Here is a 12,506-nt window from a genome sequence, read left to right as displayed (position 1 = left end):
GGTGAGGACTCAAGACTAGGACTGACCGGGTCGCGTATGAACCCCCCTACCCAATCAGGGAAATGAAAGGACGGAAAAGATGGCAAGAAAAAAGAAAGAAACGCTGGTCAAAGAAGAGGTAGCCAGGCTTCGCGAACTTTTCTCCGGGATCCCACCGGGCAAGGTTGGTGTAGTGGAAGGTCTCATCAATCAGGCTGCCAGACTGCGCATAATGCTGGATGAAATGTGGGTTGACATATCACAAAATGGTGATACCGAGCTGTTTAGCCAGTCAGAAAAGTGCGAACCCTATGAGCGGGAACGCCCTGTAGCCAGGTTGTTTAATGCCAGGGATAAAAACTATCAGCAGGTCATCCGGCAGCTGCTGGACCTTCTGCCAGAGGAGGAAAAAGAGGACCCGGCGGGAGAACTTATGCGCTTCGTATCAAGGAGCCGTAATCGGGAATGAACTGGCCGAAGGAATACCTGAGGCAGATTCGCGCTGGAGAGGAGGTCGTCTGCAACAAGATCCGGACAGTCTATGAGCGTGAATGCGGATGGATGGATAATCCACCCGATGACTTCCCGTTCTACTTTGACGAAGTAGAGGGGGAGGCCCACATTGATTTCATTGAGACCTTCTGTAAGCACTCCAAGGGGAAATGGGCCGGGAAGCCGGTGGTTCTGGAGGTTTTCCAGAAAGCCAAAATCCAATTGGTTTTTGGATGGTGCGAAAAGGAGACTGGGCTGCGGCGCATCCAGGAAGTTATCGACATCCGGGGGAGAAAATGTGGGAAGTCCACGGAAACGGCAGCCGTTGAGTGGGATGTTGCCCTTAATGATGGCGAAGCTGGGGCTGAGATCTACTGTGTGGCCAACAAAAAGGAACAGGCGGAAATCATTTTTACCGAGGTCTCCAACATGCGGGCCCAGTCCCCTGCGCTGCGGGCCATCAGTAAAAAAAGGCGGTCTGATATTTATATCGCCGCCATGCTTTCAGTCATCAAGGTGCTGTCAGCGGACTACTCCACCATGGACGGGCTCAATACCCACTTTTTCGTACAAGATGAGTGGCACGAGGCCAAGACGTCAAAAATATACGATGTCTTAATCCAATCCCAATCTGCCAGGGAGCAGCCGCTTGCCTGGTTAATATCTACCAATGGGTTCCAGCGGGAAGGCTTCTACGACTCCAAGTACAATTATGCGTCAAAGGTCGCTCTGTGGCAGGAAGGGTTTGAAGATTACAGCGTGTTGGCACTCATCCACGAGCTGGACAGCCGAGAAGAGTGGACGGACCCAGGGTGCTGGGGGAAGGCAAACCCGGGGCTTGGGAAGATAAAGTCCATCAAGATGCTAGAAAAATACGTGGAGAAGGCCAAACGTGACCCGGACTTCCTGCCGACGGTCCTGACGAAAGACTTCAACATCCCAGAAAATACGGCGAAATCCTGGTTGAGCTTCGAAGAAGCCAAGAATGATGCCGTTGCCGAGATTGGATACCTGGAAAAAAGCTATGCCATCGGCGGGTGCGATTTATCCAGCACCACAGACCTCACCTGTGCCACGCTGCTCATCCGGAAGCCAGGGGATGATTGCTTCTACGTGCTTCAGCAATATTTTTTGCCAAAGACAAAGGTCAAAACGGTTGCTGAGATGAAACAGGGCGAAGCACCGTATCAAAAGTGGGCCGATCAGGGATGGGTGACCATCTGCGATGGCGCTACCGTTGATTTCCACCAGGTGACGGAGTGGTTTGCGGAGATGGTGCGCCGTCACAATATTCGGCCGCTTTGGATTGGATACGACGCGGCCCTATCAGGTTACTGGCGGGAAGAAATGGATAGCTACGGTTTTGAGATGGAGAAAATACGGCAAGGGCCATTTACCTGGACATACCCCATGAAGCGGCTCAAAGGCATTTTTGAGGAGCACCGAATGGTGTACCAGAAGAATCCTGTGCTACGGTGGTGTCTGTTGAATACAGGGGTGAAGTCCCTCAACAAGGATGGTATTGAGAGTCAGCAACCGGTTAAAGGGTCCAGCATCGACCGCATTGATGGCATGGTGAGTCTGCTGAATGCGATGACCTGTTACAACAACCATGAAGAAGAATATCTAAAATATGTGAGGTGAATATGGGAATCTTAAGCAGTTTTTTAAACAGCATCCGGGCACGGTTTGGAAGTGCATATTACGGATATGGTGCGCGGTCCGCCCCATGGAATCGTGAAATATACGAGCAGGAAACGGTCCGGGCCATCATTGATGCCATCGCTACCCACGCCGCAAAAGGCATGGCTCAGCACGTTATTATGGACCAGGATGGGCGAATTACTAAAATAAACAGGCGCAGCCCATACACCAAGCTGCTCAATATGCAGGCCAACCCTATCCACAGTGGGTTCGACCTTAAGTATAAGCTGATTGCGCAGATGGAAACTAGAGGAACGGCTATCTGTTACATCGAATGGGAAGGGACACGGCCGGTGGCCATGATTCCGATCAATTACGGAAGCTATGAGATTCGGGAGATTATTGGGGGTGGCTATGCCATCCAATTTGACGATAATGGCCAGCTGACGACACTGCGCTTAGAGGATGTGGTGGTGCTTAAAAAGATGCTCTGTGAGCGGGATGCTGCAGGGGATGATATTGAGCCAATCCGGAACACTCTGTCCATGATTAAGGCATCGGATGAAGGTTTCATCGAAGCCCTTAATGTATCCAACAAGGTCCGGGGGATTTACAAAACGAAAAAAACGATGCTAGACCCGGAGGATGTCAAGGATGGGCAAAAGGAGTTCTCCGAGCGGATGCAAGCAGCGGCGAAGGAAGGCGGCATCGTCGGACTGGATAGCGTAGAGGATTATGTGCCACTGAATGTGACTCCGTACAGTGCCAATGCCGCGCAGATGCAGGCGGTACGGGAGAATCTCTTCACCTATTGGCGGACGCCGGCATGCATCGTCAAGAGTGACTATACGGAGCAGCAGGGCATGGCCTTCTACGAAAGCAAAATTGAGCCGATTTGGGAGATGGCCGGAGAGGCCTTTACCAATGCCTGCTTTACCCAGCGGGAAAAAGACAATGGCAACCGGATTATCTTTACGGGTGGCGCCCTCATGGGCTCCAGCATTACCACGAGAATTAATGTGATTCGGGAGGCTAAGGAAACCGGGCTGCTGCTTATCAACGAGCAGCGGGAGTTACTGGGCTACCCACCGGTAGAGGGGGGCGATATCCGCCAAGTGTCGCTCAACTATGTCAATGCGGATAAACAGGATAAATATCAGACCGGAGAGGAAGATGATCCTGAAGAGACGGTCGAAAATAATGATACAGGAGGAGATCCGAATGAGTAACCGACAATGTTGCGAACGACAGTTCCGGCCGACGGCCCGGGCGGTCCAGCAAGAAGACGGCGTTAGTGAGGAGCAGTGGGTAGAGGGATATGCCGTAGTGTTTAACTCCCCAACAGTGCTTTGGGAGTGCGATGGGTGTGAGTATAAAGAGCAAATCGATCGGACGGCATTTGACGCTGCGAAGATGGATGACGTGATCTTTAATTACAACCACACGGGAAAGGTCATGGCCAGAACCAGAAATAAGACTTTGGAGCTGGAGGTTGACGAAAAGGGCCTGTTCGTCCGGGCGCGCCTGGATGGCACAGCCGAGGGGCGGGAAATCTACGCCAATATCCGGGACGGTTATATTGACCGGATGTCTTTTCAGTTTACTATCGAGGAGGAATCCTACAACGGAGACGAACACATGTGGACGGTTCGGGGAATTAAAAGATTGTATGACGTCAGTGCCGTGGATATCCCGGCTTATGATGATACCAGCATTGAAGCACGCAAGGCGTCGCTCCTGGAGGCGGAGGCTCAGGAGCGGGAGCAGGCGGCGGAGGCTGCAATTGCCGTGGAGATGTTGGAACTAAAACTAAAATTAAAGGAGTATTAACATGGGATTAAAAAGAATCGCAGAAATTAACGAGCGAAAAAAAGAAATTAGTGAAAACCTGGAAAGAATGAAGGCCGATGAAGAAATCGACATTGTAAAAGTGAGAGCATTCAGCGCAGAGGTGGATGAACTCAATGCAGAATTGGAAAAAGAGCATGAGCGGCAGAATCTTGAAGGAAAACTGAAAAATCCGCAGTCTAGAATTGAAGCTAAAACCGAAGCAGAAACAAAGGCGAGACGGTTGATGGATACCAAAAGAATGGTAATCCCTCTGACGGAAGCCCGCAGTACACTCATGTCCAGCGGTGATTTAGTTGCGCCGACAGAGGTTGGCGGCGTCAATGACCCCTTCAATGTGGTTTCATCCATCATCGATCAGGTGCAAGTGGAAAGTCTGGAAGGGTGCAACACCTATACCGAAGCCTATATCAGTGCTTGGCAAGATGCCAGCACTAGGACGGAGGGGTCGGCCAATACGGGGACGGATCCAACATTTAAGGCGGCAGAAATCAAACCGTACAATCTCAATGTGACCAGCTACGTCTCCAGGGAGATCCAGCGCATGACGCCGCTGAATTATGCGGAGAAGGTACGACAGGGAGCGCTCATCGGGTTGCGTAGAAAGGTGGCTCAGTGGATTGTAAATGGGAATGGCAGCACTCAGATTTACGGAATCCTTAACGCGAAGAATACCGACAGTGAAAAAATCACGGCAGAGGTTTCCATTTCGGCAATCGATGAAAACACCCTCAAGACTATTGTTTTCGCTTATGGCGGCGATGAGAACGTAGGGCCGAATGCCAGACTGTTCGTGAATAAAAAAGACTTAATCAAGTTCGCCGCGGTCAGGGGGAGCGATAAAAAGGCCGTGTATGAAATCACCCCGGACGGCAGTAACCCAAACACGGGAATCATCAAGGAAGGCGGGCTGTCTGTCCCTTATACCATCAATAGTGGCGCACTGAAGGACTTTGACACTGCAACTGCCGAGACTGACCATATTATGATCTACGGAGACCCGGCAAACTACAAGATTGGACTGTTCGGGGATTATGAAATCCGGGTGGACGAATCCTATAAGTTTGCCGAGGGACTGCTGTCCATCATGGGTGAAGTCATGGTTGGCGGGAATGTTGTCGTCAAGGATGGGTTCGTCCTGGTGAAAAAGGTAGCGGCTGCATCTAGTGGATCATGATTAGGGAGAGAATCAGGAACAACCTCAGAATAAGCCATCATGAGCTGGATGATGAGATTGAAAGCACCATCAAGGTGGCCAGGGCGGAGTTAATCCGCTCTGGCGTTTCGGCATCTGCGGCAAATGGTGATGACCCGCTCATCGAAGAGGCAATCGTGGCCTATGCGATGTTTAAAATGGCACCGGACGAAAATGACCGCTACCAGGAGTCGTTTTTATATCAACAGGATTGCCTGCGGAAAAGCAGCGGGTATAAGCGGGTGGTTGGGGATGATGAATGAACTGATCACGCTGGTGCATAGAGAATTTGAACAGGATGATATTGGCCAGCAAATACCGATTGAGTCATCGAGAGTGATTTACTGCAACATCAAAAGCGTTGGAAGAAACGACTGGTATGCCGCAGCCCATGAGGGCATGAAGGCGGCACTGATAGCTGTTGTGAATGATGATGACTACGCGGGAGAAGCAATTGCAGAGTATGCCGGAAAGCGATACGCCATTTACAGAGACTACGCAAAGGGCAAAGGCGGCCTCCGGGATCTGTACCTGGAAGACAATCTGGGAGTATAACCATGGATGATTTTGCCAGGAATTTGGCCAAGGCGCTAAGCGACTATACCACCGAAATCGTCGATGGGTTAGAGGATGTCAAGAAGGACGTGGCCACAAAGGCCGTTGCGGACTCGAAACGAACAAGTCCGAAGTCAACCGGCGATTACGCCAAGGGATGGCGAAAGAAAAAAACACAATGGGGATGGGTTATCTATAACGAAACGGACTACCAGCTGACTCATCTTCTGGAAAAAGGCCATGCCAAAAGAGGTGGCGGCCGTGTGGCCGCCAAGCCGCATATTGCCAAAGTGGAGGAAAAGTATATTGACGAATTTGAGAAAAGGGCAATACAGGTAATTCAGAAATGATAAGCCTTAACGAATTAAAAAACGCCCTGGAGACGCTGCAGGTTCCTGTAGCCTACCACCATTTCAGAACTGGGCAAGCTCCTTCTCCGCCATTCCTGGTCTATTACGAGGACCAGGATATTGAGTATTATGCCGACGATAAAGTCTATTTGACGGCAACGGCAGTAACTGTGGAGCTTTATACCAATGAGAAAAATATTGCATTAGAGGAGAGCCTTAAAGCCCTGCTGAAGGACTTAGGAATCCTCTTCCACCGATATGAAACGTGGATTGAAAGCGAAAAACTGTATATGGAAGTCTTTGAGTTCGAATTACAAAAAGGAGAAAAATAAATGTCAGATGCAGCAGAACAGAAGGTCAATTTTGGCCTTAAGAACGCCTATTATGCCAAGATCACAGAGAGTGTAAGCGGAACGCTTACCTACGCCACTCCCATCAAAATCCAGGGAGCTGTGGAACTGAACCTGGAAACCAGAGGGGATCTTCTGGAATTTTGGGCGGATGATATGATCTACTACAGTGCCGACAACAACCAGGGATACAAAGGGACCCTGTCCATCGCTAATGTGCCACAGAGCTTTGCGACGGATTGCCTGGGTGAAGAGCTGGATGCCATCGATAAGGTTATCACGGAAAAACAGGGTGCTACCCAAAGCGGGTTCGCCTTACTTTTTGAGTTTGATAATGATGTCAAGGCCACGCGCCATGTGCTGTATTATTGCAAGGCATCCCGACCGAATGTGGCATCAAAGACAAAGACGGAGAGCGTTGAACCGAATGTGACGGAGCTGAACTTTATCGCATCGGCCAGACCGAGTGATCGGTATGTAAAAACAAAAACGACAACCGCAACGACGGATGATATTTATAATGCCTGGTATCAGACGGTATATGGCGAAGGTGCATAATGCAGCGCGTCGTAGAGATTGACGGGAAATCCGTTACCCTGGAGTCCAACGCTGCCACGCCGCTGAAGTATAAAAAGCAATTCCATAAGGATTATTTTGCGGAGATGCTTAAGCTGGCCAAGGCAATCGGGATAAAAGATATCCAGGAAGACGAAGAAGGAAACATTGACTTGGATAAAATGCCATGGGATAACCTGGATTATATCGATTTTGAGCCAACTTATAACATTGTATGGGCATTGGCCAAAACTGCTGATAAAAATATTCCAGACCCGGAAACGTGGCTGGAGGGATTTGAGACATTCCCGCTCATGGACGTCATGGGTGAGGCATCGGAGCTGATTGGCCATAGCATTGAGAGTAAAAAAAAATCGAAGAAGAGTATGCCGGAGAAGAAACACTAACGGTTGAGTCCTTTGCGTTTATTTGTAAACAGGTCGGAATCAACATGGAGGACATGGAAGAGATGACCATCGGGATGTGCATGGATTTTATCTATGAATACATTGAGAATAGTAAACCGGAAAAAGAAAAGAAGGTAAGGGTACGTAAAGCAACCCAGGCCGATTTCGACAATTTCTGATTCTGAGAAAGGAGGTAACCATGGCACAAAGCAGGATTAAGGGTATTACCATCCAGTTTGACGGAGAGACAACCGGATTGGACAAAGCTCTAAAATCAATCAATAGCCAGGCTGGAAAAGTAGGGTCTGAACTAAAAGATGTCAATAAACTCCTTAAATTTGACCCCGGGAATGCAGAACTTGTTGCCCAAAAGCAAAAGCTCCTTGCCGAGCAGGTGGAAATCACAGCGAAAAAACTGGAGCAATTAAAATCTGCCCAGGGGCAAGTAGAGGAACAATTTAACAAAGGTGAAATTGGAGTTGAACAGTACCGAGCTTTCAAGCGGGAACTGGAAGCTACTGAGGCTTCGCTTAAAAGCTATAAAAGCCAGATTAGCGCAGTGGAAGCCGATCAGGAAAGATTGGCGACTAACACAAAGCGGCTACAGACTTTTTTTGAAGCGACCGGGACAAGTGTAGATGATTTTGCAGATGCCCTGGGGAGTAAGACGCTCAATGCCATAAAAAATGGAACCGCCAGTGCTGACCAATACGAAACTGCCTTAAACAAAATTGGGAAGTCCGCACTGGGTGTAAAGGCGGATATCGGGCAAATGAAAAATGCTCTAGATCAGGTTGATGATGGCAACGGAATCGGACAGGTAAAGAGTGATTTAAAAGAGCTTGGAACACAGGCAAACAAAACCGGGGATGATATTGGCGAGATGGCTGACGATTTGAAATCAATCGCAGTCGTAGAGGCTGCCGATGCACTTGAACCCATTACCGATACATTAAAGGGTGTCGGAGAAGCTAGCCTGGACGCTGCGGAGGATGTAGCATCCGCTCAGGTCAAAATAAAAACATACTTCGGGTTAACCGATGAGGAAGCCCGCGTCCATGGGGAGATCATCGAGAGCATCTTTAGGGATAATTACGGTGATTCCATGGACGCTGCGGCTAATGCCGTTATCACGGTCAAGAAGAATATCAAGGATTTGGACAATGAGAGTCTAGAGAACATCACAAAACAAGCGTTGACGCTGGAAGACCTTTTCGGCATTGACATGAATGAGACACTTCGGGGAGTCAATAGCCTCATGACGACCTATGGAATGACGGCCCAGGAAGCCATGGATATGGTCGTCGCCGGGACGCAAAACGGGCTGGATAAAACCAACGAGCTTGGGGACAATCTAGCCGAATACGCTACCCTATTCGAAGAGAATGGTTATTCTGCGTCTGAAATGTTCTCTATCCTACAGGCAGGATTGGATGGGGGTGCCTACAATCTGGATAAGGTCAACGACTTGGTCAAAGAATTTGGTGTTCGAATCAGCGATGGCAGCATCGCAAAGGCCTGCCAGGATATGGGAGGAAACTTCGAAGCGCTATTTAAGACTTGGGAAGAAGGCGGTGGAACGAATAAGGAGTTATTCCAGTCCATTGGCCAGGAAATCGCCGGGATGAGCAGTGAACAGGAAAAGGCAGCTGCTATTTCTCAGATTTTTGGAAGTCTGGGCGAAGACGCTGGAACAAAGGTCATCGAAGCCATGACAGGGGTGGAGAATAAGTACAAGGATGTCTCTGGCGCCGGATCGGAGATGCAGGAAAATAATCAAAACGAAGTTGGCCAAATGAAGCGGAACTTTGAGTCGCTGGCATTGGCACTGGCACCAATCGGGGAGAACCTGGCCGTGATTATCAATGCAATTCTGACGCCGCTGCTCAATATGTTGTCTGCGCTATCGGATTGGTTCTCAACGTTGCCTGGACCGATTCAGACCTTTATTGCCGCCTTCGGCGGTATTGTTACACTACTGCTGTCTCTGCTACCAATCGTTTTGGCAATCCAGGCGGCGATACCAATATTAACAGGAGCGCTAAGTGCATTGTTTGGCGTTATTGGCATTGGGCTTGGTCCAATCACCCTGATTATCGCAGCCATTGCCGCGGTCATTGCAATCATCGTTAATTGGGAGTCCATCTGCGATTGGTTTAAAACATCCTGGGAGACGATATTTAATAGCTTGCCGGGGCCGGTCCAAACGACCCTGGGAATCGTTGGGGAAAGCCTGAAGGCAGCGTATGCATTATTTACTGGTGATACTGAAGGGCTGAAACAATCGATTTTGAATATCTACAACAGCCTGCCGGAACCAGCGCAACAAGCCATCGTCACAATGGGCAATTTGATGCAGGCATCTCAGTCTGCCATTGATTCATTGATGACAGGCGACACTGAAGGGCTCAAGCAATCGCTGCTCGATATCTACAACTCCTTGCCGGAGCCAGTCCAGAATGCAGTAATGACCATGGCTCAATACCTTAAAAGCGCAGGAGAATGGGCAGATCAAAATTTTGTGCAGCCCTTTCGGAGTAAAATCCAGAGTATCCAAGACAAATTTTGGGAGATTGTTGGTGGGGTTCGGGGAGCCATTGACACAATCAAGGGAATGATGTCCGGGGACATCCCATTCCCCCATATCGCCATGCCGCATTTATCGGTGAGCGGTGGTTGGTCCTTTAACCCGCCCCGGGTCCCTTATTTTGACATCGATTGGTACGCAAAGGGCGGGGTGCTGACTAAACCAACCATCTTTGGTAGCAACGGCGGTAATCCAATGGGAGGTGGAGAGGCTGGGCCGGAGGCCGTGGCGCCAATATCCGTCCTGCAAGAATATGTCAAAAGCGCCGTCGATGGCGCACTGTCAGAAAAAATGGATAAGATGCTGGATATCCTCCTGGTATACCTGCCAATTTTGGCAGATAAGGAAACAGATTTCTCGCTGGATGGGGAATCACTGATTGAGTATGTCTATGAAAAGATGGACAGAAAAGCATACCGGGATACCAGGAATAAAAAGCTTGCCGGGGGGATGCCATAATGTACAAAATCACCTACGGCAATGTAAGCAATGAAGATTTGGGGATGATCATCACGTCGATGGTCATCCCTCCACCGCTTCGGAGAGTTAACACTGTTCAAATCGCTGGGCGTGACGGCAATATGTACGAAACCACCGACAACTATGAGGATATTGACATTAAGGTTTCATTGACGACCATTAATCCCAGAAGAGAATACGTGGAGTGGCATGCATGGTGGAGCAAAGTCAAACAGTGGCTCCTGTCTGCACACGACCGGATAAAAATTGGGGCCTACCCGGGGAAGTATTTCAAGGTCAAAAACATCAGGCTGGGAGACCCGGAACGCACCTGGTATATCTCATCCTCGATGGAGGTGACAATCACCTGCGACCCGTACATCTACCTGGATGACGGGGACCGGGAAAGGGCGCTGACCAGTGGGAAGCTTTATGCGGATTGTTCCTGCAACCCAGTGTATAAGTTTGCCGGGGAAACGACGTTGACTCTGGCCGTCAATGGACACAGCATCACGGTCAATATTGGCCAAAATATAGCGTTGGATACAGAGCTAATGACGTGCTACCGAGTGATCGGCAGTGCCAACGTCATAGCAAATGCTGACGTAGAGGGCGACCCACTGGACAAGCTGCGGCTCATGGAAGGCGAAAACACCATTGCCATTACATCCCCGGGGGACGTAACGGCCAGCGTTATACCGCATTGGAGGCATTTATGATTAGTTTGTTTTTTAAAGCGACCGACATCACGGGGATTCGGGACCATCCTGGCGCTTATGGCGATGTTGTCCTGGCGCCGATTGAGGCAACGCACGCCATGACGCTTAATGGTGAGTGCATCCTGGAGGTTACGATTGATAAACGGGTAGATGCGTCCTGGGAGTTCATCGATACAGGAGATGTTTTTTTTGCACCGGTACCATGGTCGGCATATCGGCAACTATTTCGTTGCTATGAGTTCGACAAAGGCAGTAACAGAAGAGCCGTATTCTATTGTCGGCATATTTTATTTGACCTTGCCGGATACACCATTGTCGATACCAGGCCAACGATGCAAAATGGACAGGGAGCCCTTACCACCGCATTGGCCGGGACGCCATTTTCAGCACATTCCAACATCACTGCAACATCAACGGCCTACTGGGTTAGAAAAAAGGTGACTGAAGCACTATGGTCGGATGACGACAATAGCTTCGCCAGCCGATGGGGTGGAGAATATCTTTGCGATAATTACGATTTATATATCAACGAAAAAGTTGGAACTGACAGGGGCGTCCGAATTGAATATCGGCGAAACCTGCAAGAGATTAAGGTCAATAAGAGTGAAGACGACGTGGTCACCAGGATTATCCCTGTGGGCTATGATGGCATCATGCTGGATGGAGACACACCGTGGGTAGACAGCCCCCTGATTAGCACATATCCGGCCCGCCACGATGGCGTCATCGCCTTTGATGATATCAAATACGACCCGGACGACGATGAAGCCTACCACACCCTGGCCACAGCTCAGGCTGCCATGGTGGCGAGATGCAAGCAGATTTTTGCCGACGGCATTGATAAGCCATCAATCAGCTATGATGTATCGATGGTGGATCTATCCAAACTTGACGCATACAAGGATTATAAAGTCCTGGAGACGGTAAGCATCGGGGACACCGTACACGTTAGTGACGATGAGCTTGATATCAATGTGGATACGCGGGTCATCGCCTATGAGTATGATTGGTCCTATGTCAATAAAAAGCACAGCTTAAAATGAGTGATTCTGTAAGCTAGGCCGCTTGCAGAGAAGATACCCGTTCAAACCATTTTTCGAATGCGTCAGGAGACATATAATCACAATGGCTATGAATTCTGACGGTATTATAAAAGGCTTCAATGTACTCGAATACAAGCCGGTAAGCATGGCTGTAGTCACGAATTGTGAAGCGGTTAAGCCATTCTCTTTTGATCAAGGCATGAAAGGATTCAATACATGCATTGTCATAAGGATAACCACTGTGTGAATAGCTACGCTGCATCTTTTCTGTAGCGTCAATCCAGGCGGCAGAAACGTACTGACTGCCGCGGTCCGAGTGAATG

The 12,506-nt window shown here is 49.3% G+C and carries 16 protein-coding genes; 15 read left to right on the top strand and 1 reads right to left on the bottom strand.

The window, feature by feature from the left end; translation table 11 throughout:
* The first annotated feature begins 79 nt into the window (after positions 1-79).
* Genes BLW33_RS08035 through BLW33_RS07970 form a run of 15 tightly spaced genes read left to right on the top strand, consistent with a single transcriptional unit; the run spans position 80 to position 12,183 of the window.
* A complete protein-coding gene (locus BLW33_RS08035; RefSeq protein WP_090307399.1) occupies positions 80-448 on the top strand; it encodes a hypothetical protein in 369 nt (122 codons plus the stop codon).
* A complete protein-coding gene (locus BLW33_RS08030; protein WP_090307396.1) occupies positions 445-2,115 on the top strand; it encodes a terminase large subunit in 1,671 nt (556 codons plus the stop codon). Before BLW33_RS08035 ends, BLW33_RS08030 begins: the two co-directional genes overlap by 4 nt.
* A 2-nt stretch (positions 2,116-2,117) precedes the next feature.
* Complete coding sequence (locus BLW33_RS08025) at positions 2,118-3,344, top strand: phage portal protein (RefSeq protein WP_090307393.1); 1,227 nt, start codon at positions 2,118-2,120, stop codon at positions 3,342-3,344.
* On the top strand, positions 3,337-3,945 hold the full coding sequence (locus BLW33_RS08020) for an HK97 family phage prohead protease (RefSeq protein ID WP_176966665.1): 609 nt from the start codon (positions 3,337-3,339) through the stop codon (positions 3,943-3,945). Before BLW33_RS08025 ends, BLW33_RS08020 begins: the two co-directional genes overlap by 8 nt.
* A 1-nt stretch (position 3,946) precedes the next feature.
* A complete protein-coding gene (locus tag BLW33_RS08015) occupies positions 3,947-5,140 on the top strand; it encodes a phage major capsid protein (RefSeq protein WP_090307389.1) in 1,194 nt (397 codons plus the stop codon).
* A complete protein-coding gene (locus BLW33_RS08010) occupies positions 5,137-5,421 on the top strand; it encodes a hypothetical protein (protein WP_090307387.1) in 285 nt (94 codons plus the stop codon). Before BLW33_RS08015 ends, BLW33_RS08010 begins: the two co-directional genes overlap by 4 nt.
* On the top strand, positions 5,411-5,713 hold the full coding sequence (locus BLW33_RS08005; protein ID WP_090307385.1) for a hypothetical protein: 303 nt from the start codon (positions 5,411-5,413) through the stop codon (positions 5,711-5,713). The genes BLW33_RS08010 and BLW33_RS08005 overlap by 11 nt, the downstream gene beginning before the upstream one ends.
* Before the next feature lie 2 nt (positions 5,714-5,715).
* Entirely contained in the window at positions 5,716-6,063 is a 348-nt protein-coding gene (locus BLW33_RS08000; RefSeq protein ID WP_090307383.1) for a hypothetical protein, read from the top strand.
* Complete coding sequence (locus tag BLW33_RS07995; RefSeq protein ID WP_090307381.1) at positions 6,060-6,395, top strand: hypothetical protein; 336 nt, start codon at positions 6,060-6,062, stop codon at positions 6,393-6,395. The genes BLW33_RS08000 and BLW33_RS07995 overlap by 4 nt, the downstream gene beginning before the upstream one ends.
* A complete protein-coding gene (locus BLW33_RS07990; RefSeq protein ID WP_090307380.1) occupies positions 6,396-6,971 on the top strand; it encodes a major tail protein in 576 nt (191 codons plus the stop codon).
* The gene (locus BLW33_RS07985; protein ID WP_090307377.1) at positions 6,971-7,375 is read left to right on the top strand and encodes a hypothetical protein; all 405 of its coding nucleotides are present in this window, start codon (positions 6,971-6,973) and stop codon (positions 7,373-7,375) included. The genes BLW33_RS07990 and BLW33_RS07985 overlap by 1 nt, the downstream gene beginning before the upstream one ends.
* Positions 7,376-7,419: 44 nt before the next feature.
* Complete coding sequence (locus BLW33_RS14475; protein ID WP_278286196.1) at positions 7,420-7,554, top strand: hypothetical protein; 135 nt, start codon at positions 7,420-7,422, stop codon at positions 7,552-7,554.
* 20 nt (positions 7,555-7,574) lie between these two features.
* Positions 7,575-10,421, top strand: coding sequence for a phage tail tape measure protein (locus BLW33_RS07980; protein WP_090307374.1), 2,847 nt, complete (start codon positions 7,575-7,577; stop codon positions 10,419-10,421).
* A gap of 44 nt (positions 10,422-10,465) precedes the next feature.
* Positions 10,466-11,140 (top strand): hypothetical protein, encoded by a 675-nt coding sequence (locus BLW33_RS07975; protein ID WP_143032605.1) that lies wholly within the window; start codon positions 10,466-10,468, stop codon positions 11,138-11,140.
* Positions 11,137-12,183 (top strand): phage tail spike protein, encoded by a 1,047-nt coding sequence (locus BLW33_RS07970; protein WP_090307369.1) that lies wholly within the window; start codon positions 11,137-11,139, stop codon positions 12,181-12,183. The genes BLW33_RS07975 and BLW33_RS07970 overlap by 4 nt, the downstream gene beginning before the upstream one ends.
* Positions 12,184-12,196: 13 nt before the next feature.
* On the opposite strand, the gene BLW33_RS07965 is transcribed toward BLW33_RS07970, so the two are convergent.
* Positions 12,197-12,506: integrase core domain-containing protein (locus BLW33_RS07965; protein WP_143032604.1), on the bottom strand; the 310-nt coding region annotated here is incomplete at its 5' end.

The organism is Eubacterium aggregans (assembly GCF_900107815.1).
In the GTDB taxonomy this organism is placed as follows: Bacteria; Bacillota; Clostridia; order Eubacteriales; family Eubacteriaceae; genus Eubacterium_O; species Eubacterium_O aggregans.
The sequence above is the reverse complement of the archived record's forward strand: the minus strand, read 5'-3'. Positions and strand labels throughout refer to the sequence as shown.

Coding starts and splice junctions, on each gene's coding strand:
- BLW33_RS07990 (WP_090307380.1), top strand. CDS start 6,396: ATGTCAGATGCAGCAGAACAGAAGGTCAATTTTGGCCTTAAGAACGCC.
- BLW33_RS08000 (WP_090307383.1), top strand. CDS start 5,716: ATGGATGATTTTGCCAGGAATTTGGCCAAGGCGCTAAGCGACTATACC.
- BLW33_RS07975 (WP_143032605.1), top strand. CDS start 10,466: ATGATCATCACGTCGATGGTCATCCCTCCACCGCTTCGGAGAGTTAAC.
- BLW33_RS08015 (WP_090307389.1), top strand. CDS start 3,947: ATGGGATTAAAAAGAATCGCAGAAATTAACGAGCGAAAAAAAGAAATT.
- BLW33_RS14475 (WP_278286196.1), top strand. CDS start 7,420: ATGGAGGACATGGAAGAGATGACCATCGGGATGTGCATGGATTTTATC.
- BLW33_RS07995 (WP_090307381.1), top strand. CDS start 6,060: ATGATAAGCCTTAACGAATTAAAAAACGCCCTGGAGACGCTGCAGGTT.
- BLW33_RS08010 (WP_090307387.1), top strand. CDS start 5,137: ATGATTAGGGAGAGAATCAGGAACAACCTCAGAATAAGCCATCATGAG.
- BLW33_RS07970 (WP_090307369.1), top strand. CDS start 11,137: ATGATTAGTTTGTTTTTTAAAGCGACCGACATCACGGGGATTCGGGAC.
- BLW33_RS07985 (WP_090307377.1), top strand. CDS start 6,971: ATGCAGCGCGTCGTAGAGATTGACGGGAAATCCGTTACCCTGGAGTCC.
- BLW33_RS08005 (WP_090307385.1), top strand. CDS start 5,411: ATGATGAATGAACTGATCACGCTGGTGCATAGAGAATTTGAACAGGAT.
- BLW33_RS08025 (WP_090307393.1), top strand. CDS start 2,118: ATGGGAATCTTAAGCAGTTTTTTAAACAGCATCCGGGCACGGTTTGGA.
- BLW33_RS08030 (WP_090307396.1), top strand. CDS start 445: ATGAACTGGCCGAAGGAATACCTGAGGCAGATTCGCGCTGGAGAGGAG.
- BLW33_RS07980 (WP_090307374.1), top strand. CDS start 7,575: ATGGCACAAAGCAGGATTAAGGGTATTACCATCCAGTTTGACGGAGAG.
- BLW33_RS08020 (WP_176966665.1), top strand. CDS start 3,337: ATGAGTAACCGACAATGTTGCGAACGACAGTTCCGGCCGACGGCCCGG.
- BLW33_RS08035 (WP_090307399.1), top strand. CDS start 80: ATGGCAAGAAAAAAGAAAGAAACGCTGGTCAAAGAAGAGGTAGCCAGG.